The following is a 24,244-nucleotide window of genomic DNA, read 5'->3' as shown; positions in this document are numbered from 1 at the left end:
GGCGCTGAGAATCTATGTAATGAATAATACAGAATTGTTTTTTACATATTTAATGATAATTTACTATGTTAGAATATGTAATATAAATTTATTGAGAAAAGGATAGCCCTTAGTGGCTATATCATTATTATATTAGGAGGTACAGAAATGAAGAGATGTGAATTTAGAAAAATTACTATTGATGATATACCTGCAATGTCTGATTTGTTAATATTTAGGCAAAACCTTGAGAGTAAGTCATTTCCGTCCTTGAAGAATAGTTGTCTTAATACAAAATATATCACGGGTTTACTTGAGAATTTATTTGTTAATAGAAAAGCAATTGGAATAGGAGCCTTTGCTAGTGATGAACTAGTAGGTTATATATTTGGTGAGATGAAAATTGATGATAGAGGCAGACATATATGGGTGCCCTATGAGGGAATAGCAATTAGAATGGATCAATCCTCAGAGCTTATAAGGGAGCTTTATACAAAGGTTTCTGTTTTATGGCTTGAACATGGCTACTTTAGCCACCATACATTTGTACCTCTAGGAAATCAGGTGTACTATGAAGCCTTCCAAAGATTAAGTTTTTTTATTGATCATGTATATGGAATAATGAATATGGAGGATTACAAGGCTTTTAAAAATTCATCTGATGCAGAGATTAGATTTGCTAACAAAAATGATAGTGAAATAATGGGTAATATGTCCAGTATAATCTTATCATGCCTCAATTCAGCACCTACTTTTTTACCTATAAAACCTGAACTTGTAATGAATATAAATGCTGGGTATAAAAGTTTAGTAGAGGATAATGATTCAACGATTCTTATTGCAGAAAAGGATATGAAGGAATTAGGATTTCAAGTATATGAGCCTATTACTCCAGATTTGATGGCACCTGATAATGGGGTAGAGCTGCATATTGCTGGCACTCACCATTCCCAAAGGGGAAGAGGTGTTGGTAAAAAGTTAATGAATGAAGGCTATAGGATTATGAAGAAAAAGGGATATAGTAGCATAATAACAGATTGGAAAATAACAAACCTTGGTGGTTCAGATTTTTGGCCTAAGTGTGGATTTAAGCCAATAGCTTACAGAATGATTAGAAATATTGACAATAATATAGCATGGGCAAACTTTAATAACCCAAGTATTATTCTATAGTAGCTTAGAGTATTAGAAAAGTTAAGCAGTATATTTAATTAAGGCAATATCTTCTATAAAATTAGCAAATTTAAAACACATAGAAGCAGTAGAATTTCAGGATTCTACTGTTTTTTGTAGTTATTATTGAATGTGTAAACAATATTATGAGTAAAATGTAAAATATTTAATATTATTGTTCAGTTTGGAAATAAAGTATATAATTTAAAGTATGAGTTTAGAGGTTAATATTCTAAGAGAGGAAGAGATTTAGCAATTATGAATACAAATATGTCATATATTAAAAAAAGATATAACAGTGCCTTAGAGAAATTTATTGAAAAGGTAAGAAGGGACAGTAACATTATTGCTGCATTTTCCTATGGAAGTATTACAAGTGATAATTTATGGGGAAAGTCTGATATAGATATATGGTTAATATTAAAGGAAAACAGCAAGAAGGTATATAAGCAGTATTCACTTGTAGAGGATGATATAGACTTCCAAGTGGAACTATATAGCAGAAATTATTTTATTGAATTGGTAGATAGTCCCCAAAATCAAAACTTTTTTAGAACAGTTTTAAATGAAAGTAATTTATTATTTTCAACTGATGAAACAATAGAAAAGCTTTTTAATGGAGATAAATTCTTAGGTGATAGAGACAAAGAGGAGAATTTATTAAAGTCGGCCATCTATGGAATTATATGTGTAAAAAAAGCAGAAAAGCTATTACTGGTTGAAGAAGAGCTTGTTGATGGATTCAGTTTAATTCAAAAACTAGTATGCCATATAGCATGTATAGAAATAGCATTAAATAATGAGTTTAGGGGCAGAGAAGTAATAAGTCAAGGATTAAATCTCAATCCTGATTTTTTTAATTGCACCTATATGACTTTGATTAAAAATGAAGTAACTATTTTAAGTTTAGTTAAAATATTAGAATTGTGTAAAGAGTATATAGAAGAGAGAAAAGATGTTCTTTTTCATCCTATTGTCAGATGGATGAAAGAAGAAGGTGAAATAAGAGGCGTATCAATGATTAATGAATACTTGAAAAAGAAATATAATATTAGTAATGATGGCAATGAACTTACAGATACTTATAATTGGCTTGCAGAAAGAGATGTACTAATTAAGGTTAGTGAATCAATAAAACTTATGGATAAAAGCAAGGTTACCTTTGAAGAAGCGGCATATTATTATAATTTTGACAGTGATATATAACTTAGAAGCTATTTAGAAAGTAAAGGAGAATACAATTGGTTAGAAAAAGTATAAGTGTAAAAGGAGCAAGAGAGAACAACCTAAAAAATATTGATTTAGAGATACCTAGAGATGCTCTCACTGTAATTACTGGGGTAAGCGGTTCAGGAAAATCGTCTATTGCTTATAACGTATTATATGCAGAAGGACAAAGAAGATTTTTACAGTCTCTATCATCATCTTCTAGATCTAATATAATGAATATGGAAAAACCTGATGTAGATATGGTCACAGGGTTATCCCCAGTAATATCAATTCCACAGAAGAGAGGTATTAAGAATCCCCGTTCATCAGTTGCAACTATGGCTGACTTGTCAAACCATATTAGACTATTATATACAGTTTTAGGAACTCCACATTGTCCTATATGCCATAAGGAAATTCAGTGTTTGTCAACCAGTCAAATAGCTGAACATATATTGAGTCTCCCAGAAGGTACTAGAATTGAAGTACAAGCCCCTGTTAATAAAATATTTGATAAAAGCTATGATTATTTATTAACTGAACTTAGAAGTAGAGGCTATAGAAGATTTGTGATCAACAATAAAGTATTTGATATTAAAAATAATATAAACTTAGATGAGACTGGAACTTATAAAATTGAAGTAATAGTAGATGAGGTTTCAGTATATAAAAAGAATTATGAACAAATAGTTAGCGCAATAGAAAGAGGATTGGAAGTAGGGCAGAATTTTATAAGATTACAGATCCTAAACAAGGAGCTTTCAGAAGAGGAAGTAAGAAAGTTTACTAAGGGGTTTATTAACTGTGAACATAATATTATTACAGGGAAATTCCTCCCTAAATATTTTTCACCAAATGATGTCAGTGGAGCATGTCCTACATGTCAGGGACTTGGAACCTATAAAATGACAGAACCATATCTTTTGATTAAGGATGAAAAGAAGAGCATGAGAATGGACCCTCTTTATGTATCTCAGTTCAGTTTGAGTGATAAAAATGGTGCAGCAAGATTGCATAGCCTTGCAGCACATTATAATTTTAGTATTGATACTCCTTTTAATGAGCTCCCAGAGAAAATAAAAGATATTTTTTTCTATGGAACTAAAGGTGAACGTTATGAGCTGCTGAAGCCAACAGGAGAGAGAGAAACAGAAGGAAGACGAAGGTACGTAAGTTATGAAGGGCTAGTGAACTATATAACACGTCTTTATAAAGATAATTTAGATAAAGGAACAAAGAACAGAGATAACGAAAAACTCTTTGTCAGTCACATTTGTCCAGAATGTAAGGGTAAAAAGCTAAAAAAAGAAAGATTATTAGTAAAGATAAACGAAATAGACATAAATGAGTTTGGGAAAATGCAGATACAGAAATTAAAGAAATTTATATCATCCCTAGAAGTAGTTGAGTCTAAAAGGGAAGTTGCACAGCAGATTATTAATGAAATGATAATAAAACTAGAGCTTCTGGAAGAAATAGGACTTGAATATTTGAGCTTGGGGAGAAGTTCGGATACTCTCTCTGGAGGAGAAACTCAAAGAATACGTTTATCTTCACAAATCGGATCAAATCTAATGGGGATGATGTATATATTAGATGAACCAAGTATAGGACTTCATGAGAAGGATACATTTAAAATAATTAATACATTAAAAAAGCTAAGAGATATGGGTAATACTGTAGTTGTAGTTGAACACGATATGGAGACTATTGGGAACGCAGATTATATAGTAGAATTAGGACCAGGTGCAGGAGCAAATGGCGGCGAGATAATTGCAAGTGGAAATATTAAAGAGATTATTAATACAGAAAGATCTATAACAGGACAATATTTGGCTGGAAAGAAGAAAATTGTTATTCCTAAAGGAAGACGCTTAGGCATAGGAAAACATATAAGAATACATGGTGCAAGAGAAAATAATCTTAAGAATCTTAACCTAAGCATACCATTAGGAACCTTTATTTGCATTACAGGTGTATCAGGGTCTGGAAAAAGCAGTTTGGTAAATGAGATATTATACAAGAGCATATACTCAAAGTTGCATGATTCTAGAATTAAGCCAGGACTCAATGATGGAGTTGAGGGTATTGAGAATATTAGTGATGTTAGATATATTGATCAATCACCAATTGGAAGAAGTTCACGTTCAAATCCAGCAACCTATATTAATATTTATGATAAAATAAGAGATATATTTGCAGGAACAGAAGAAGCAAAAGCTAGAGGGTATGACATTTCAAGTTTCAGTTTCAATAATAAGGGCGGTAGATGTGAGACTTGTATGGGAGAAGGAAATATTGTAACTGAGTTGCAATTTATGCAAGATATCATAACCATATGCCCAGTATGCAAGGGTAAAAGGTATAGAAGCGAGATATTAGAGATCAAATATAAAGAAAAAAACATAGCTGATATTCTTGAACTAACAATTGAAGAAGGAGTGGAATTTTTCAAGGATGTAAACCTAATACACTCTAAATTGAATGTATTAAACAAGCTAGGATTAGGATACCTAAAATTAGGACAATCCTCATCTACATTGTCTGGGGGAGAAGCTCAAAGGTTGAAGCTAGGAAGAGAACTGGGGAAAATTAAAAAAGAGAAGGATAATCTATATATCTTAGATGAGCCAACTACAGGTCTCCATATTAAAGATATTGAGAAATTGTTGCTATCTCTTAATGAACTTGTTGATTTAGGAAATACTGTGCTGGTAATTGAACATAATTTGGATTTGATAAAAACCGCAGACTATATAATAGATATGGGCCCTGATGCAGGAGAAAATGGTGGTCAGATTGTAGCAGAAGGAAGACCAGAAGATATTATAATGTGTGATAAATCCTATACAGGAAAATATCTGAGAAAATATATGGAATGAAATATTATACACTGAGTTTATGTATAATTACGTTTCAATCTTATAATTACTAAAGGAGATGAGCAAAATATGAATAATGTTTTAAACAAAATTCAAATTCCAGAAAGAATAAAACTTGCAAATATGCCAACTAAAATTGAAAAACTTGAGAGGTTTTCTAAAATGTTAGGTGGACCCAATATTTATATAAAAAGAGATGATCAAACTGGACTTGAAGTATCAGGAAACAAAATTAGAAAATTAGAATTTACAGCAAAAGATGCTATTAATAAAGGGGCTAATGTGCTTATAACTTGCGGTGGAATCCAATCAAACCATTGTAGAGCAACGGCAGCAGTAGCAGCGAGGCTTGGGATAAAATCAGTACTTGTTTTAAGAGGAAGCAGTAATATTGAATCTGATGGAAATTTATTTATAGATAAGCTTCTAGGGGCAGATATTCGTTTTATAACAGCAGAAGAATATAAAAATTCAAGATCAGAAATTATGGAACAGATTAAGAAGGAATATGATAAAAAAGGTTATACATCCTATATTATTCCAGAAGGTGCTTCAAATGTAATAGGCACATTTGGATATTATAATGCAATGAAAGAAATTATTGAGCAGGAACAGGAATTAGGTGTTCATTTTGACAAAGTTATACTCCCTGTGGGATCTGGAGGTACTTATGCAGGAACTTTTTTAGCAAATAAAATATTAGAAAACAAGTGTGATATTTTAGGTGTTAATGTTTGTGATGACAGTGAATATTTTAAAAATCGTATCTACGAAATAGTACAAGATACCATGAAATATATTAATATAGATTTGGAATTGTCTAAAGATGAGATAAGAATTATAGATGGATATGTGGGAAAAGGATATGCTTTAAGTAGAGAAGAAGAAATAAATTTCATTAAGGAATTTGCAAAATTAGAAGGAATAATTTTAGATCCTGTTTATACAGGTAAAGCCATGTATGGATTAAGTAAAGAAATAAAAAAAGGAAACTTTAAAAACGATGAAAATATTTTATTTATCCATACTGGTGGGGCTTTTGGAATATTTCCTCAAAAGGAGCTATTTAAATACTAACATATTGAATTTATCCTGTAATATTAGAAGATGAAAATGAGATAGCAAAAACTAAACAAGAATTAAATAGAACTATACACTATATCACCAGACTTTCCATAAGTGTTATTATGATAACATGGAGGTGCACATAGTATGGATAAGGTATATAAAACATCAGAAGTAGCTAAAAGAGTTGGTGTACATTCCAACACTGTACGTTTGTACGAAAAGCTTGAATTAATACCAAAGGTGAATAGATTACAAAATGGTTATAGAGTATTTACTGACTATCACATAGAACAGTTTAATCTTGCTAGAACTGCCTTTAAAGTAGAGGTTCTACAAAATGGGCTAAGAAAGAAGATAATCAATGTTGTTAAGCTATCTGCCAAGGGGGAGTTTCAAGAAGCAATTAACTGTACAAATGATTATATAAGTCAGATAAAGCGAGAACAAAAAAATGCAGAGGAAGCTATAGAACTTTCAAAGAAGCTTTTATTAGATACGGATGCTCAAGATAATTATATATTTTTTACGAGAAAGCAAACAGCAGACTATCTTAAGGTCACAATGGACACATTAAGAAATTGGGAGATGAATGGTTTACTTACTGTTAAGAGAAGGCATAATGGATATCGAGTTTATACTGAAAGTGATATTAATAGACTTAAAATAATACGTACTTTACGTTGTGCTAATTATTCTCTTTCAGCAATTTTAAGAATGATTAATTCAATGTCAGAAAGTATAGAAATTGATATTAGAGAGGTAATTGATAAACCCAAAGAAGATGAGGACATTGTTACAGCATGTGATAAGCTTCTTACTTCCTTAAGTGATGCAGAAAAAAATGCAAAAATTATATTAAGGCAATTACAATTTATGAAAAACAAATTTAATACAAACTCTACACTTTAACACCAGACTTTGTGCTGGTGTTATTCTTTTATCAAAAGGAGGGAATAACACATGGAAGTAATAAAAGTTCATAATCTCTATAAATCCTATGGGAATGTTCAAGTGGTGAAGAGTGTTAGTTTAACAGTAAAGAAAGGCGAGGTATTTGGATTGCTAGGTGCCAATGGGGCAGGGAAAAGTACTACCATAGAGTGTATTTTAGGTACAAAGAATTTTGATCATGGTCAGGTATCTATCCTAGATATGAATCCTAAAAAAGAAAGAAAACAGCTATTTCAAAGGGTTGGGGTTCAGTTTCAAGAATCTAATTATCAAGATAAAATAACAGTGAAAGAGTTGTGTGAAATAACTGAAGTTCTTTATAAAAATCCATTAGATTGCAATAAATTATTAGAAGAATTTGACCTTCAAGATAAGGGAAAAAATTTAGTAATTGAATTATCAGGAGGTGAAAGGCAACGATTATTTATTATCCTAGCCTTAATTCCTAACCCAGAGTTAGTATTCCTTGACGAGCTTACAACAGGATTAGATGTAAAGGCTAGAAGAGATGTGTGGAAGTGCTTATTAAAATTAAAGAAGCAAGGACTCACAATCTTTTTAACATCTCATTTCATGGATGAGGTTGAGGTTCTGTGCGATAAAATATGTATTTTAAAAAATGGAGCAATAGATTTTTATGGAACAGTTGAAGAAGCAGTGGAACTGAGTCCATATGAAAAATTTGAGGATGCCTATTTATGGTTTGTAGATGAGGAGGATTTGGATGATGAGAGCATTTAAAGCAATGCTAAAAACTGAATTAAAGTTATCACTAAGAGGCATGGATATGTTCATCTTTGCAATCTGTATGCCAGTGGTGATAACTGTTATTTTAGGTGTTATTTATGGAAATAAACCCGCATTTCCTGAAGCAGACTTTACATTCATGGAACAATCCTTTGTAGCTGTATCAACTATTGCAATATGTGCAGGTGGTTTCATGGGATTACCATTAGTATTATCTGAGTATCGTCATAGAAAGATATTAAAAAGATTTAGAGTAACACCAGTTAGCCCAGCTATGATTTTAGTAGTTCAAGGAATGATTTATACTTTATATGCCATTGTTTCATTAATAATTATTTATTTAACAGCAAAAATATTTTTCAAGTTTCAATTTAGAGGCTCATGGATAAACTTTTTAGGAGCTTATACATTAGTAATGGCATCAATGTTCAGCATTGGATTTATGGTGGGTGGAATAGCGAAAAATAATAAAATGGCAAGTGTTATTGCAAGTATTTTATACTTTCCTATGCTTATATTTTCAGGAGCAACATTACCCTATGAGGTTATGCCAACATCCCTTCAAAAAGTGGCAGATATCTTACCATTAACTCAGGGAATAAAGCTTTTAAAAAGCGCATCACTTAACTTAAGCATAGATAATGTAATGATACCAATTTTAGTTATAAGTATACTTTCTGTGATATGCATTTGGGTATCTATTAAGTTTTTTAGGTGGGAATAGTTTGAAACTGATAAAGAAATAGTGATAGTCTAAGCAATTAAAACAAATAAGTGATGGAATTGTAGCTAGTAAAAATATGATAAGTTTTACTAGCTACTTTGCATAAAAATATAGATGGTTGAATTTTATATATTTTTAGTTATGCAGTTATTAGAATAACATTAATTTGGTTCACAAGATCTTAAAACTGGTACTTCAATTTGAACAAGCTTTTGAGATTTAACAGTAGCAGTTACCTTTATAGTACAGCATAAATTTTTATTATGGCACCCAATTGAGTAGTTACTTGGTTGTATGCATGAACAAGTTACATTATTAATAGAGCAATATACATCAGCACCTTCAGGTTTTATAAGATTAACATTTTTATAAAAGCATACTACTTTTTTAAATAAATAACAATCTGGATAGTTACTTGTAAAATTAATAATTACTTTTATTTGCAACTTTACATTTACTAAATTAGTTTGTTTGTTTATTGTAGTTATATTTAATATATTACATCTAGTTTCTCCAACATCACATTGGATGTGTTCAGTATTATATAATGGTGGAAGTTTAAAGGTCTCTTTAAGTTCTTCTTCAAACTTATTTGAATCAAATATTCTTGTTGTTTCAATGCACATTCTATTTAAAGGGGTTGGGCATGGAAAATCAACATTTGCTATTGCTATACCTAGTGGTAAAGGAATATTAGGGATGGTATTTACCACTGTATTTGTATTTATATCAATTATATAAATATCATTAGTACAGGAGTTTGTAACATAGGCAAATCTTCCATCGGGTGTAATTGCTATATCAAAAGGGCAATTTCCAACAGGGATAGTATTTACTACTGTATTTGTATTGGTATTAATTACAGAGACGTTATTAGTAAAGACATTTGTGACATAAGCATAATTTCCATCCGGTGTTATTGCTATATAACTAGGACCAGTACCAACAGTTATGGTATCTACCAATGTATTATTAGTTAGATTTATTACAGATACAGTGTTTGAAAAGGCACTTTGTCCTTGATTTGCAACATAGGCAAGGTTACCATTTGGAGTTATTGCTATGCCTTGGGGAAAATCTCCTACAGTTATGGTGTTTACTATGGTATTTGTAGTCGTATCTATAACTGATACATTATCTGATTTTGAGTTTGTAACATAAGAAAAGTTGCCATTTGGTGATATTGCCACAGCAATGGGATTTCTACCAACAGTTATAGTATTCACAATTGTATTAGTATTGGTGTCTATGATTGATACTGTTCCTGAGGGAGAGGTTGCAAGTCCAGAGTTTACTACATAAACATATTTACCATTTGGGGTTATCGCTATGCCTGTTGGGGAGGTACCAACTGTTATGGTATCTACTAACGTATTGGTGCATGTATTTATAACTGCTACCAGGTTTGAAAGGTTTGTAACATAGGCAAAGCTACCATCTGGTGTTAGTGCAATAAATTTTGTTATATCACTTGGAGATAAAATTGGAATGGTATTTATTACCGTATTTGTACTTGTATCTATAACTGAAATTTTATTATTGTCATTTGCAACATAAGCAAAAATAGACATGTTTATCTACTCCTATATTTTTTTTATTATTATAATATGAGGGAGTTTAGCAATAAGTTAATCTATAGGTGGAGAAGTTTAAACTTTTTACTTGTGGTGCGGTGAAGGGCATCTGTGTAGAACCAAAATTAAAAGGAGTTTATAAAATATTTAAATTAAGTCAATGATATTAAAAGTGTCATTGGCTTGTGTTATAATTACGTTAGTAAGCTATTGGAAAATTATATATAGATAAATAAGGATTTGGAGGTTAATTATGAAAAAATGGTATGATGAGGAGTACGAATTTGAAATTGAGGTAACTGGTTTTCTTCGCAGTGACCATACAGAGCGGTACTGCAGAAACGGCGAAGAAGTGGGTGATAAGTATACCTGCACCTATGGCTGTCCCATAAATTCGGATGGACAGGGTATCTGTTCCAAGGTTATGATGATTATGTTCCCAATCATGGAGTCGGTGAGAAGTGGCGGAGATTTAGAGAACATAGGTGGCAGTAGCAAATATAGCAAGGATATTGTATGCCCAGATGGCTGTGTCATGTTCAGGCTAACGGCAAAGAAACTTGACAATGAGAATTTTTATAAAGGAAAGTTTTTTGATTAGTTTTGATTTTTATTGTGCTCAGTTTGAAGAGAAGCCGAAATATATATATCATTAACATAAGAAAAATCTAATATAATATAAGAAATACTTCCCAGATTAATTTTTAAACTGGGAAGTATTTTCTAATTTTATATTACCACAAAATTACTAAAATTTCAAGTCTTGTATTGGGTTAGAGTTAGGAGTACTGTGTATCTAGAGGTGATTATGGTGGATAAAAATATGACTTTAGCATTTCAAAATTTCCAGAAAAAACAAGCTGCAATTGAGTTAAAAAGGTGTAATGAAATAACAATAAAATATGGGTTAGCTTTATGTGATGTAGAAATTAATGAGCTGGTGGAGAATCGTTTTAAGTCATTAAAAGATACATGAAGAATTGAGTTTTCTGAAGGAATTTTAAAAAAGATAGTAGAGGTTTTTTGTGATTCTCCTTATATAATGCAACAGAATTATAAAGAGACATTAACGGAGATTCAAGAGTCGTTCTATTTTTTAAAAAATGAAGCCATGGATCAGATAGCTGATGATGAACTTATTGAGTTTATGAAAAGACATTTTGATGGAAAATGTCAAGGTTCTTTGGAATATTTAAGAGGAACTACTTTAGAAGAGCTTTGTAGAAATACAAGATATGGATATGAAGTGGATGATACAGATATGTACGGACATGAATTTTAGGAGGTATTATGGAAGAAAGCAACAAGAGTTTAATGGCGTTTTCAGATAATATTCAAATAGATAAAAATATAAGTGAAGAAGATAAAATGCTTATTGAGTTTAAAATATGGAATTTACTTGGCAAGCACACTAAGCGATATACAATGGGTGATAGCACATCAGTTCCAATAGAAATAGCGGAAGAGTTACTTAATTCAATTTGTTTTTCATTAGGATTAGAATTAAGAGAATTAATGAACGCAAAGGAAGTATTGATGGAAGAAGATATAAGTGACTTGTTAAAGGCTTCTTGGAGTAAAATAGCCTCTTTGATGGAGAGAGGAAAGAATTTATTAGAAGAAGTTAGAAAGAGTTCACCTAATATAGAAAACATATCATATAAGGATACAATAAATGAAATAGATAAATTTTTTAGTAAATATGACTATAGATTTTTCGCTCATAAGATAGACTGTAGCATAGATTATCAACTTTCTAATGCCATATCAGAAAAGCTGCAAGGAATTGAATATATAAATGAATACTTAAAAGCACTACTTATAGAAAATGAGTTTTGCATATGTTTTGATAAGGATAATATTATTTATATTCTAAATAGCTATTGCGATGATTATAAAGAGCTATTAATTAATATTTTTGAACCAATACTAACAAATGCCATAGGGCTTGATATTTTAGGCAGAGATATATTAACATTAGAGATTTCGGCATTGCAAAGAGAAACGTTATTAGGGATTTTTAGAAACTTGTCCAAAATTGAAATTTTAGTAAAATTAAAAAGCTCAGCAAAGAGAGTCTGTGATATTTTAGGGATAGTTGATAATGAAAAGATAGAATATATCCAAAAAACAGCTGTGAATATTTATCCTAGAATTGAAGTAGGATTATCCACAGGAAATATTGATAATATATTTTTATCCTTTAAGTATGAAGATGAATTAAAAGAAAGTGAGTTTATAGATAATGATACTATGGACAATGAAAGGTTACGCAATTTAATCAATGAAATAAATGATTGTAGATTTATTTCAGATAAGATTGCAATGGTAAAAGAAGAGGTTAATAGCTTAAGTGACTTAGTTGAAGTGTTAAACCTGTGTTTTTGGGAAGATGAAGCTTTAGAATTATTTAAAACACTTTCAAAGGAAGAGATTTATATTATTAAACACTATTTAGATAATAAATATGAAGCATATAGTTCAGATTCACAATGGGAAATTAAATTTATGAATTATATAAGAGGTCTAAGTAAATAGTAATAAAAGCTTTAACATTACTTATCCATTTGCTTTAGGGGTTATTATTGTTACAGATTCAAAAAATATATTTTAAGGAGAGCGAAAATATGACGGAGTTTTGGGAAAAAAGTTTTATAGAAAAACAAACAATGTGGGGATTTAAACCATCAGAATCAGCCATTATTGCCAAGGATTGTTTTATTGAAAATAATATAAAAGATATATTAATACCGGGTATTGGTTATGGTAGAAATGCAAAGGTATTTATTGATAATAATATAAATGTTACAGGAATCGAAATTTCAAAAACAGCTATTGATTTAGCAAGGCAATATGGGATTGATATTAATATTTATCATGGTTCAGTTGGAGATATGCCTTTTGAAAATAAACTATATGAAGGGATATTTAGCTATGCACTTATTCATTTATTAAATGAAAGTGAGAGGGAAAAATTTATTAGTGATTGTTATAATCAATTAAAACAAGACGGATATATGATTTTTACAGCTGTTTCAAAGAAAGCTCCTATGTTTGGAAAAGGAAAAAAACTTAATGAAAGCTATTATGAAACAAAGGACGGAGTAAAAATCTTTTTTTATGATTCCGAATCAATAAAAAAAGATTTTCAAAAATATGGACTTGTAGAATTTTCTGAGATTGATGAAATAGATAGTGATAATAAAGATAAACCTCCAATGAAGTTTTTATTGATAAAATGTAAAAAATAAGTATAATCATTACATTTATATTTAGTAGTTATAATAAACTTTAATATGTGAGATAGTTGAGATAAGATTAAAATAGCCACCTGTAAGTATATTAAATAGCTACTTTACAGGTGGTTATATTTTTTATTAATTAATATTTAGTTTATGGAAGAAGACTTTTTTGTCAGTGTATTTATATATTTTAATAAAAATATATAAATATCAAAAGCAATAAAGAAAAACTTGACAAGTATATCATTTATGGATATATTATATTTAATGATATATCATTTAATAATATATCATTAAATATAATATTAAGGAGAATTTTATGCCAAGAAAAGATTCTATTGATATAGGGGAATTAACAGATTCTGCTTTTTATATTTTATCTAGTGTTGTTGATGAAAAGCATGGATACCTAATTATGAAAACTATTGAGAAGTTTACTAATAATGAAGTTACTATTGGCCCTGCATCACTTTATACAACATTGAAAAAGCTTTTAGCGGCAGATTTAGTGGAGTTAAATTGTGGCACAGATGAAAACAAAAAAATATATAAAATAACCAATAAAGGACGAGATATGCTTATAAAAGAGATTGAACGTAAAAAGCAGATGATTAAATTCGCTGAAAATTTTTTGGGTTAGAAAGGGGGATATTTTTGAAAAGTAAATATGTAATGATTAATGGGTTTGCATTTAGTGAAGAAAGTGATATGGAAAAATTAAAAGAATATGCAAGGCAAGGTTGGATATTAGAAGATATAGTAGGAGGGTTTTTCTATAAACTAAGAAAAGATAAATCTCAAGATATAATATATAACTTAGATTACCAAACAGAAGCAAATGAAGAATATTTCACTATATTTAAAGAAGCAGGATGGAATCGTATTGTTTCTGTAGAAAATTATATGCACATTTTTTCAGCACAAGCTGGAACTAAACCTATTTATAGTGATTGTGATTCAGAAATAGATAAATATACAAGTATAAGAAATCTAACAAGAAAAGGGACTTTATATTCTTTAATACTAGCTATAGCTCTAATTGGGTTGCTAGTTGTTTCTTTAGTTGCCATTAAACCTATATTTTTGATTATTGTTGGATTGTTGATAATTGATATATTTGTATTTGTCTTTAATTTTATGCCTTATTTAGCATATAACTCTAGAATTAAGCAAATAAAAAAAGATGGTACGTGTAATAGTAAAGCAATAGATAATAAAAGTTCATGGATATTATATGCAATTTCAGGGGTTCTATGGTTAGCTATAGGAATATGGCATTTAATTGGGAAACTATATTTTACTGCAGTATTTCTTATAATTTTTGGTGCTTTTTTCATTTTTTCAAGTTCAGCCTACTTTAAGAAATATAAAAAGTCTTTATAAATTATATACAGTATGGATAAGAGTATTTTTTAGGAACAGTAGAATTTCAGAATTCTACTGTTTTTTATGTAGTTACAAGTTAAACAAAGGAAATATATGCTTTATATGGTATGAATTTATTGAGCAGTGGAAAGTGAGGTGGTACAATAAGGATATTGTTAATTCAGTTTAAATAATAAGGAACAGGTAAAATAATATTCAATTTAGGAATAGTATTAAAGGTGAGTGAGATATGAAATGCGTATAAGAAGGTATGAACCATCAGATTGTAAAGATTTAGCCGAACTGTTTTATAATACAGTACATTCCATTAATGCAAAAGACTATACAGAAGAACAGTTGAATGTATGGGCAACAGGTAGTGTAGATTTAGAGAAATGGAATAAATCCTTATTAGAAAATTTTACAGTTATTGCTATTGAAAATAATATTATAGTTGGTTTTGGAGATATAGATAAGAGTGGATATTTAGATAGATTATATGTTCATAATGACTACCAAAATAAAGGGATTGCTACTGCAATTTGTGATGTGCTGGAAAAGGCATTTGAGGTAGATAAGATTAGTACACAGGCATCAATTACTGCAAAGTATTTCTTTGAAAAACGAGGATATAAGGTTGTAAAAGAACAGAAAGTAGAAAGGAAAGGTGTTTTACTAACAAACTATGTTATGGAGAGGTATTGCAATTCTAGTTTACTTAATGAAAATATATAAAAAATCCCACTTTAAGTAGATATGGAGAACTGTACCACAAGAAAATGCAATTTATACCCCCGGGAGTTTATATGGCTTGGCTAAGGCTATTTTTAAAGCTGGAAATACCATACTAAAAATAATGTTATATTTACAAAATATGCTATAATTAAAAAGGTAAGTAATTTTTAGTGTCAGGCAAATAGTAAAATTTGTGGAGGCGATTTTAATTATGGATAATATTCAGAAAGTAATTAATTATTATATTACAAATTATAATCTGGAATATAATGCATTTGATGATGGAAAAAATGTATTCATGGAAAGCGATGTAGAAATTTTTCGTATGATTTCATTTGGAAAATCAATGCTTTTTATTGGAAGAAGAGATTTAATTAATTGGGCAAAAGAAAATTTTATAGATACTTTAGCAGAAGATATTATTGATGGTAAAAATCTTCATAGGATTGAATGTAAACTAAGAGAAAATGATTTATGTCTAGCAGGTGAACATTTGAGATTCCTTTATAGTAAAAGTGAAGATATTATTTGCCCAGATAATGTAGTTCTTAAGAAAATAGAAAAAGAAAATATGAGTGAGTTTTACATAAAATATCCTGGATTTGAAAATGCATTAAATTATGAGAAGGATGAAATTGCAATTGCAGCTTTTATTGAGGGAACTATGGTAGCTGTAGCTGGTGCAGACAATTATCATGATCCACTATGGCAAATAGGTATAGATACCATTAAGGAATATAGGGGACAAGGGTTAGCAAAATTGGTTATTCAACAATTAACAAAGGAGATATTGAAGCGAGATAAAATACCATATTATACAACTTGGAGTGCGAACCTTGCTTCAACGAGAACTGCTTTAGCCACAGGATTTTATCCAGCCTGGGTAGAATATTTTGCAGAAAAATATTAACTTTTAATAGCAAAATATTATCTTGTCAAATTCCAATTTAAGATTGATTAATTGATTAAAATGATATTTTGGAGGTAGTGAAAGATGAAGATTGAATTAATAGAAGCCAGTAAGGCTGATAAAATGATATTAAAAAATATGATTGAATTATATAATTATGATTTATCAGAATATGAAAATCGTGATTTAAATGAACATGGGTTATATGATTACAGTTATTTAGATAATTACTGGACAGAAAAAGATAGATACCCCTTTATAATTAGAGTAGATGAAAAATTAGCAGGATTTGTTCTTGTTAATAAACATAGCGTTGTTACCTCATCACCAACTGATTATGCAATTGCAGAATTTTTCGTTCTAAAAAAATATAGGAAAAGAGGAATAGGTAAAATTGTGGCTTTTGAAGTTTTTAATAAGTTTCAAGGAAATTGGGAAGTAAAACAGTTGCGTTTACATAAGGTTTCTCATATTTTTTGGAATAATGTAATAAACCAATATACTTTAGGTAACTTCATAGAACTTCAAAATGGTAACGAAGTTTGGGATGGTCCTATTCATAGATTTAGTAATAAATAAGTACAAATAGAGCAGTAGGGCAATTCTTGCATTATATATTTCACTATGAGATAATTATTAAAGATTACACAAAGGAAAGGGGATATATTATGCATATTCAGCATGTAACCTTAATGGTTAACGACTTAGAAGAATCTATTAAATTTTATGAGACAATTACAGAACTAACTGTTTCCCGACGCTTTAAAGCAGGAGATGGAGAGCTTGCATTTCTGACAAATGGCAAGGGAGAAACTGAGATTGAACTTGTTTGTATGCCACAGGGTCAGAAGTTTGAAGGAAAGGGTATGTTCATTTGCTTTAAAACAGATAAACTAGATGAAATGCATAATCTTGTGCAGGACAGAGGTCTTAATCCTTCTGCCATCCAAAACCCTGGTGATGGAACTCGCTATTTTTATGTATATGATCCAAATGGGGTANNATAGAAAAAATTAATGGAGATTTGTTTAATATAGAGTCCATAGAGGAGTTAAAGAAGTATATTTAATTAGGGATATATTCCCTATAAAACTAAGTGATTAGGAACATCTATTAACAGTAGAATTTCAGAATTCTGCTGTTTTTTTATGTAGTTATGCCTTAAACAAAGGTATATTTATTGTACATAGAACTAGTTAAATCCTAATGTACCAGCTAAGTAATAACGCGTTTACATAGTATGGTACAATTATATTATTAACAAATATGATTAATATACAAATAGTAATTTATCTACCTGCTTATTTGAGATTAGATATGCAGTATGAGAAAATTTATATAATCCTCGGAAAATATTTTAAAAGTCTATTGACTCTGACATCGTGTCGTCCATTATTCTGATTACAGAAAGGAGTTGAGCATATGGGATTGATGACTATAAGTGAAGTAACAAAGGTCTTTAATGTTTCTACACGAATGCTTCGGTACTATGAACAAATGGGGCTATTACTCAGTCAACGCAAAGAAGATTACGCATATCGCGTTTATGATGAAAATGCTATTCTACGTCTTCAGTATATCATTGTATTACGTAAGCTGCGGATTCCAATAAAACAAATTGCGTTGATTTTCAAAACTCCTGAATTGACTAACATTATCGAAATATTCCAAAGAAACATAGTTGAGCTTAATGATGAGATAACTGCACTTGATATCATTCGGGATGTGTTGGAGATTTTTGTATCACGCTTGAATAAAAGCACGGGAACAACAATTAAACTTGATTTATTACAAGATGCTGATATCATAAAAGTCATTGAACCGCTAACCCTTTCTAGAATTAATTTTAAGGAGGAACGTTCAATGAAAGAATTAAACAAGGCAAATGAGGTATTGGGTAAGTTACAAAATGTTCGAATTGTTGTGATGTCTCCATGTACTGTCGCTTCGTATCACTTTATTGGTGAGAATCCAGAGGAAGTAGTTGGAGGTGTGGTAGATAAATTTATTCGTGAGAGCAATCTGTACGAAAAGAAACCCGATGCAAGAATGTTTGGGTTTAATCATCCAAATCCATCGCATAATAGACCACATCACGGATATGAGGATTGGGTAACCATTCCTGATGACATGGAAGTCCCAGCGCCACTCGTAAAAAAGAGGTTTGAGGGTGGAATGTACGCAGCCCATACTATTGTATTCCCTGACTTCCACGAATGGAAGCTTTTAAGCAAATGGGTAGAAGAAAGTGATAAATATGATTCCAACTACAGAGAGCAAGGAGAAGAGATTATGGGCGGATGCCTTGAGGAGCATTTAAATTGGATTTATTCTTCCCATATGGGTTGGCCTGAAAATGGAATAGATGGTCATATTGATTTACTTTTACCTATAAAGTTAAAATGATACCTGTGTTGTGTAAATTGAGCATAACCTGTACCCCAATAAACTACAATTTTTTCTAAAGATATATATTAACTAAAAGGATGCTAATCTTTTCGGGATGGAGCATCTTTTTGTTTGCTTTTAAATAAGAACAAGATGGAAAAACCTCACTTCAAATAGTTACGGTGAACCGTACCATAAATAATTGAGGTTTTTTTAATGGAAAAAAACAAATACTATGTAGAAGTAATGATATATATTGTTTGTGCAGAATTGTGATATATGGTAAGAATTATCCAGTAATATGGGCAAAATAAAACTATGGAGGGGATAAAATGAGTTTTAAGATTATTGCAGACTATCATACTCATACTAATATTGCAAAGGGGCATATTCCCTTATTTAATATTATTTTTGGAGAACATGCAAAAGGAAGTATTGAATCAAATGTTAAAACTGGAATAAAAAAAGGATTAAAAGAAATAGCAATAACAGACCATGGTTATAGGCATAGTATCTACGGGATGAAACTAAATCAATATAAAGAAGTACGTAAAGTAATTGATGATTTTAATAAGAGTTCATTATTGAAGGAGAATGACTTTAAGATTCTTCTTGGTATAGAATGTAATATTGTTACTAAAAAGGGGGATATAGATATTAAAGATGAAATAATTGATTACCTGGACATAATTTGTGTGGGTTATCATCCTGGAGCGGTACAAAATCCACTTTTATTGAGAAATTATACAGAAGCTGCGATTAATGCTATTAAAAAATATGAAATTACAATATTAAATCATCCATTAGAGCATGTTAATCCAGATATTATTGAAATTGGAAAGGTCGCTATTGAAAGAAATACTGCTTTAGAAATTAACAGATCTCATAAGAATATGGATATTGAAACAATAAAAAAGTTAAAGAACATGGGCGTTAAATTTTCATTGGGAAGTGATGCACACAAATCAGAGGATGTAGGGGATTTTGGTAAAGCATATAATATTGCAGTTGAGGCAGGTCTTACAGATGATGATATTGTTAATGCTGATGGAGATGCACATAAATTAATGAAATTAATAAGAGATTAAGTTTGGTAGTGGTAACGGATTGTAACATATTTATTTTATGTATAAAGAATTGTAGAACATTGGGGAACTTGGATAAAATATCTTAAAAGAATGTTTAATATAAATGTTTATTGCATATACTACAATTATTAAAATAAAGTAAAAAAAGAAGAAATTAGGTGATTTAAATGATATACATATATAATTGTTATGGAGGAACCCACTCGTCTATTCTAGCAATTGCTTATCACTTAAAAATGCTGGATGAAACTCGAGAACCAACTAAGGATGAAATATTGAAATTACCTAACTTTAATAAGTTAGTATATGGAAATCGTGGAGAACTTTTTTATTATGGAAGTGATGAAGATGGAAATAAAGTCTATGTTGTAGGTAGAGGACGTTCAAAGGTTTTAATTCCAGGATTATATAATTTAACTTCTATGCTTCATAAAGAAAAGCTATTAAATGAGAAAATTATATTTTCTAATACATCGCCAACGGTTCCATTACCAATGACCTTTGGCGGATTACTTTCTAGGTGGCTAAAAATTGATTTTCTAGGAGTACCCTTGCTTATAAAGGGAGCAAAACAATCATATAAGAACGTTATAAAACTTGTAAATCACACAAAGAAGGCATCAAAGGAAGATAAGTCAGAGGTTATTATTTTAGATAATAAGGAATTTAAGAAAAAATAATTTTTAACTGTTATAGGGGTTATATATTAAATTCAAGCCAATGATATAAAAAGTATCATTGGCTTGTGTTATAACTATTTCTATTTGTACTGGAGATTATTTATATTAGCGTAACGTGATATGAAAGCAGTTCAAAGCAACTCTTCTGAGGGTGGGTTGAAAAGATTTATTAAATACCTTAACCTATATTTATCAAGAACAGGAGGGTATCATATGCCAGATCAGAAGTGTCAAGAGGAATACATACGAAAAATTCATAAGGTGCAGGACTATATTGAAGATCATTTAGGGCAATCACTGTCTATTGAGGAACTTTCCAATGCTGCTGGGTTTTCAAAATATCATTTCAGCCGGATATTTCAGGGCATATTAAACGAGCCTTTAGCCCATTATGTGAACCGGATTCGCATGGAGAATGCACTTTTTTTACTTGCACACCGGACAGATAAAAATATTACGGATATTTCCTATGAACTTGGATATACTGATTCAGCCGTATTTTCCCGTGCATTTAAGAATTATTATGGCGCCAGTCCAAGAGAATACCGGAATGAATATAGCAAGAATTGCAAAGATTCTTTTTTACTGTCAGAGTATAATAAGGACACAGTGAAGAAAGAATGGGCAAACAATCCGATTCCTGTGACCGGGCAGATTACTATAGAAAATTTGGAGGAAAAGCAGGTTGCTTATGTGAGACATACAGGTACCTATGACACATTAGCAAAGAAGTATGTCAATCTTATTCAGATTTTATTTGATCATGCAAAGAAGCAGCATCTTCTTGTGAAGGGTCAAAACTGGGTGATTGCCATGTATCATGATAATCCGGAATTCGGAGAGGATAATCAATTCCGTACCAGCCTGTGTCTCACGGTGCCAGAGTATATACGAGTTCAGGAAGACGGTATTCTTGGGAGGATGAAACTAGAAGGCGGACTGTATGCGGTGGGACATTTTCAGATTCAGCAGGAACAGTATAGCGATGCTTGGAATTACATGTATCAACAGTGGATAACCAGCAGTGGTTATGTTCCAAGAAACTCATATCCATTCGAAGTGTATCGAAACGAACCTTATGCCAATGGAAGTCCTATCCATGAGGTAGATATATACGTTCCTATTGAGCCAATGAATTATGTGAAGTAATCTACGATTTAGGCAATTAGGGTTTACATCTATCTTCCCATTGAACCCATTCATTTCTAACATGCTGCAGATCTATTCAGAGGTGAGCATATGGAAGAAATCAAGATTCAAGGAGCACGAATCCATAATCTAAAAAATATTAATCTAACTATTCCTAAACATCAACTGGTGGTGATTACTGGGATCAGTGGTTCCGGTAAATCCAGTCTTGCATTTGATATCCTGTTTGAAGAAGGCAAGAACAAGTATCTAAGGTCCATTGGAATTCTGGCTGGACTTGATAACGAGGACAGGTTCGATACTATGGAAGGAATCGGCCCAACGGTGGCGGTATACCAAAATACAATAAGGCAGAACAATCCCCGTTCTACAGTTGGCACAAAGACTGGAATTCTAAACCAGTTAGCCATGTTATATACCAGTGACGGAAAGCCTATGGATGAGCATAGTGGACATATCTCCCTAGGCTTCTTTCTATATACAACGGCCGATGGTATGTGTATTAGCTGCCAGGGCAGAGGTTCTTATTATGATATCAATCTGGAGAAGTTGATTCCAGATAAAACAACAACCTTATTGGAGGTCTATGAGAGTCTGCAGGTAACAGCTGGTTTCTTACGAATTTTAAAGAAGAAATACGGGGTATATTTTGCAACCCCATTCTGGGAACTTCCAGAAGATATCAGTAATGAAGTCATCTATGGGACATATGATAATGGCAAGCAAAGCTACTGTCTGGAGCGTATATTAAGAAATGCGTATGAAAAGGGCGAGGATGTGGAGGAAGTTTATTTAAAGACCCTTTGTCCAGATTGTCATGGACAGCGAATCGGCAAAGAAGCAAGAGAAGTCTTCCTTCATGGAAAGCACATTGGTGAACTGGGACAGATGACACTGACAGGTCTTCTTGATTTCCTAAAGGAAATACCGGAGGAAGAATTATCTCAGTTTGGTAAGAACGTGGTAAAGAATTTAGTGGAAAAATTGAAGCATCTGATTCAGTTTCGCTTAGGACATCTGACTCTTTACAGGGAGATGTCTTCTTTAAGCGGTGGTGAGGTACAGCGAATCTTTCTCCATCTCCATCTGGAGTCTAGACTGAATTCTCTGATCTATGTCTTTGATGAACCCATGGCAGGATTACATTCATCAGAGAAGGAAAGCATGATCGAAGCGATAAAGGAATTAAGAGACATTGGTAATACAGTAATTATGGTGGAGCATGATAAAGAGATGATTCGTCATGCCAACCATATTATTGAGATTGGTCCAAAAGCAGGCATAGAAGGTGGAAGGGTGGTCTACCAGGGAGATTATGAAGGATATGAGAATGTAGATACTATGCTTAGTCAGTATCTTTCAGGCAAATGTTTGATGCCGGAAAGGACGGTCAGAAAGCATGCCTTTGATAAGGAAGACTGTCTAATCTTAGAGCATGCAAATACCCATTATTTAAAGGACTTAACTGTAGCATTTCCACTTCATGTCATGGTTGGTATTGCTGGATTATCCGGAAGTGGGAAGAGTTCGCTCATTGAGGAGACGCTTTTGAAACGTCTTGCTAGTGCCAGAAAATATGGTCTTGCAACTGGTATAGTAGGAGTAGAACTGATTAGTGGCTTTGCAAAGATATCTCAGGAGCCTATTGGAAGAAATTCCAGTTCTACGCCAGTCTCTTATATTGGTATCTGGGATAAGATCAGGGAACTTTTTGCAAAACAGCCGGAAGCAAAAATAAGAAACATGAGTGGTGGACATTTTTCCTTTTATTCTAAAGGAGCATGTCCAGACTGTGGTGGTAGTGGTTATGAAAGAATCTTTCTGACCTCCAATTTTTCCGTAGATAAGCTCTGCCAGATGTGTCATGGAAAGCGGTTTCATGAAGAAAGTCTTTCTGTAGACTATAGAGGAAAAAACATTGCCGATGTGTTAGAGATGAGCGTTACTGAAGCCATTTCATTCTTTGCAGATCAGAATAGTATTGTGAGACCACTACGTATTTTAGATCAAATGGGCATGGGGTACTTAACCCTTGGTCAGCCATCTTCTTCTTTAAGTGGTGGTGAGGCACAGAGAGTGAAGCTTGCCAAAGAGCTAGGACGGCATCGAAAGGGCAATATACTATATGTGTTAGATGAACCAACCACTGGACTTAGCTTGTATGATACGGCATTGTTATTAAAACTATTAGATCAACTTGTTGTAAATGGCAATTCGGTGATTGTAATTGAACACAATGTAGAGGTCTTAAAGAGCTGTGACTATATTATTGAACTTGGTCCGGAAGGTGGGGACAAGGGGGGTGAGATTATTGCCAAAGGAATACCAGAGCAACTGAAAGATAATCCAAATTCCAGAACAGGAGGGTATCTTATATGAA

General features: G+C 31.6%; 24 protein-coding genes. 23 read left to right on the top strand and 1 reads right to left on the bottom strand.

Translation table 11 applies throughout. The features are described from left to right. Positions 1-147: 147 nt before the first annotated feature. The 7 genes from B2P65_RS07795 (at position 148) to B2P65_RS07765 (ending at position 8,733) form a co-directional block, all read left to right on the top strand. Entirely contained in the window at positions 148-1,152 is a 1,005-nt protein-coding gene (locus B2P65_RS07795) for a GNAT family N-acetyltransferase (protein ID WP_346878944.1), read from the top strand. Positions 1,153-1,410: 258 nt separating this feature from the next. After that, the gene (locus B2P65_RS07790; RefSeq protein WP_346846734.1) at positions 1,411-2,358 is read left to right on the top strand and encodes a nucleotidyltransferase domain-containing protein; all 948 of its coding nucleotides are present in this window, start codon (positions 1,411-1,413) and stop codon (positions 2,356-2,358) included. A gap of 35 nt (positions 2,359-2,393) precedes the next feature. Beyond that, the gene (gene uvrA / locus B2P65_RS07785) at positions 2,394-5,243 is read left to right on the top strand and encodes an excinuclease ABC subunit UvrA (RefSeq protein WP_346879936.1); all 2,850 of its coding nucleotides are present in this window, start codon (positions 2,394-2,396) and stop codon (positions 5,241-5,243) included. Positions 5,244-5,312: 69 nt separating this feature from the next. Continuing rightward, positions 5,313-6,320, top strand: coding sequence for a D-cysteine desulfhydrase family protein (locus B2P65_RS07780; protein ID WP_346879935.1), 1,008 nt, complete (start codon positions 5,313-5,315; stop codon positions 6,318-6,320). A gap of 135 nt (positions 6,321-6,455) precedes the next feature. After that, positions 6,456-7,220, top strand: coding sequence for a MerR family transcriptional regulator (locus B2P65_RS07775; RefSeq protein ID WP_346879934.1), 765 nt, complete (start codon positions 6,456-6,458; stop codon positions 7,218-7,220). A 51-nt stretch (positions 7,221-7,271) separates the two neighbouring features. Next, positions 7,272-8,003: an ABC transporter ATP-binding protein gene (locus tag B2P65_RS07770; RefSeq protein ID WP_346879933.1), complete on the top strand. Its 732-nt coding sequence runs from the start codon at positions 7,272-7,274 to the stop codon at positions 8,001-8,003. Further along, positions 7,990-8,733 carry an ABC transporter permease gene (locus tag B2P65_RS07765; RefSeq protein WP_346880103.1) on the top strand — a complete coding sequence of 248 codons (744 nt, stop codon included), beginning with the start codon at positions 7,990-7,992 and terminating at the stop codon, positions 8,731-8,733. Before B2P65_RS07770 ends, B2P65_RS07765 begins: the two co-directional genes overlap by 14 nt. Positions 8,734-8,894: 161 nt before the next feature. On the opposite strand, the gene B2P65_RS07760 is transcribed toward B2P65_RS07765, so the two are convergent. Next, complete coding sequence (locus B2P65_RS07760) at positions 8,895-10,304, bottom strand: beta-propeller fold lactonase family protein (protein WP_346879932.1); 1,410 nt, start codon at positions 10,302-10,304, stop codon at positions 8,895-8,897. Between the two features lie 256 nt (positions 10,305-10,560). On the opposite strand from B2P65_RS07760, the gene B2P65_RS07755 reads away from it, so the two are divergent. From B2P65_RS07755 to B2P65_RS07680, 16 genes are all read left to right on the top strand, one after another. Next, complete coding sequence (locus B2P65_RS07755; protein WP_346846740.1) at positions 10,561-10,908, top strand: TIGR04076 family protein; 348 nt, start codon at positions 10,561-10,563, stop codon at positions 10,906-10,908. A 207-nt stretch (positions 10,909-11,115) separates the two neighbouring features. Beyond that, a complete protein-coding gene (locus tag B2P65_RS07750) occupies positions 11,116-11,283 on the top strand; it encodes a hypothetical protein (RefSeq protein WP_346879931.1) in 168 nt (55 codons plus the stop codon). 3 nt (positions 11,284-11,286) lie between these two features. Further along, a complete protein-coding gene (locus B2P65_RS07745) occupies positions 11,287-11,589 on the top strand; it encodes a DUF6323 family protein (protein ID WP_346880102.1) in 303 nt (100 codons plus the stop codon). Between the two features lie 8 nt (positions 11,590-11,597). Then, the gene (locus B2P65_RS07740; protein WP_346879930.1) at positions 11,598-12,845 is read left to right on the top strand and encodes a DUF6179 domain-containing protein; all 1,248 of its coding nucleotides are present in this window, start codon (positions 11,598-11,600) and stop codon (positions 12,843-12,845) included. Positions 12,846-12,934: 89 nt separating this feature from the next. Continuing rightward, positions 12,935-13,558, top strand: a complete 624-nt coding sequence (locus tag B2P65_RS07735; RefSeq protein WP_035134039.1) for a class I SAM-dependent methyltransferase — start codon at positions 12,935-12,937, stop codon at positions 13,556-13,558. Positions 13,559-13,868: 310 nt separating this feature from the next. Further along, the gene (locus tag B2P65_RS07730) at positions 13,869-14,189 is read left to right on the top strand and encodes a PadR family transcriptional regulator (protein ID WP_346879929.1); all 321 of its coding nucleotides are present in this window, start codon (positions 13,869-13,871) and stop codon (positions 14,187-14,189) included. Between the two features lie 14 nt (positions 14,190-14,203). Beyond that, entirely contained in the window at positions 14,204-14,932 is a 729-nt protein-coding gene (locus B2P65_RS07725; RefSeq protein WP_346879928.1) for a DUF2812 domain-containing protein, read from the top strand. A 237-nt stretch (positions 14,933-15,169) separates the two neighbouring features. Further along, positions 15,170-15,649, top strand: a complete 480-nt coding sequence (locus tag B2P65_RS07720; protein ID WP_346879927.1) for a GNAT family N-acetyltransferase — start codon at positions 15,170-15,172, stop codon at positions 15,647-15,649. Positions 15,650-15,860: 211 nt separating this feature from the next. Continuing rightward, a complete protein-coding gene (locus B2P65_RS07715) occupies positions 15,861-16,559 on the top strand; it encodes a GNAT family N-acetyltransferase (protein WP_346879926.1) in 699 nt (232 codons plus the stop codon). Between the two features lie 84 nt (positions 16,560-16,643). Then, positions 16,644-17,138, top strand: a complete 495-nt coding sequence (locus B2P65_RS07710) for a GNAT family N-acetyltransferase (protein ID WP_346879925.1) — start codon at positions 16,644-16,646, stop codon at positions 17,136-17,138. Positions 17,139-17,227: 89 nt separating this feature from the next. Then, on the top strand, positions 17,228-17,566 hold the full coding sequence (locus B2P65_RS07705) for a VOC family protein (protein ID WP_346879924.1): 339 nt from the start codon (positions 17,228-17,230) through the stop codon (positions 17,564-17,566). Between the two features lie 415 nt (positions 17,567-17,981). Next, positions 17,982-18,965, top strand: a complete 984-nt coding sequence (locus B2P65_RS07700) for an effector binding domain-containing protein (protein ID WP_346879923.1) — start codon at positions 17,982-17,984, stop codon at positions 18,963-18,965. A gap of 314 nt (positions 18,966-19,279) precedes the next feature. Beyond that, positions 19,280-20,035 carry a PHP domain-containing protein gene (locus B2P65_RS07695; protein ID WP_346879922.1) on the top strand — a complete coding sequence of 252 codons (756 nt, stop codon included), beginning with the start codon at positions 19,280-19,282 and terminating at the stop codon, positions 20,033-20,035. 167 nt (positions 20,036-20,202) lie between these two features. After that, the gene (locus B2P65_RS07690) at positions 20,203-20,715 is read left to right on the top strand and encodes a DUF3189 family protein (RefSeq protein ID WP_346879921.1); all 513 of its coding nucleotides are present in this window, start codon (positions 20,203-20,205) and stop codon (positions 20,713-20,715) included. Between the two features lie 213 nt (positions 20,716-20,928). Continuing rightward, entirely contained in the window at positions 20,929-21,864 is a 936-nt protein-coding gene (locus tag B2P65_RS07685; protein WP_346879920.1) for an AraC family transcriptional regulator, read from the top strand. 90 nt (positions 21,865-21,954) lie between these two features. Beyond that, positions 21,955-24,243, top strand: coding sequence for an excinuclease ABC subunit UvrA (locus B2P65_RS07680; RefSeq protein WP_346879919.1), 2,289 nt, complete (start codon positions 21,955-21,957; stop codon positions 24,241-24,243). The last annotated feature ends 1 nt before the right edge of the window (position 24,244 follow it).

This window comes from Clostridium sp. UBA3061 (assembly GCF_002367465.1).
Lineage (GTDB): Bacteria > Bacillota > Clostridia > Clostridiales > Clostridiaceae > Clostridium_J > Clostridium_J sulfidigenes.
The sequence above is the reverse complement of the archived record's forward strand: the minus strand, read 5'-3'. Positions and strand labels throughout refer to the sequence as shown.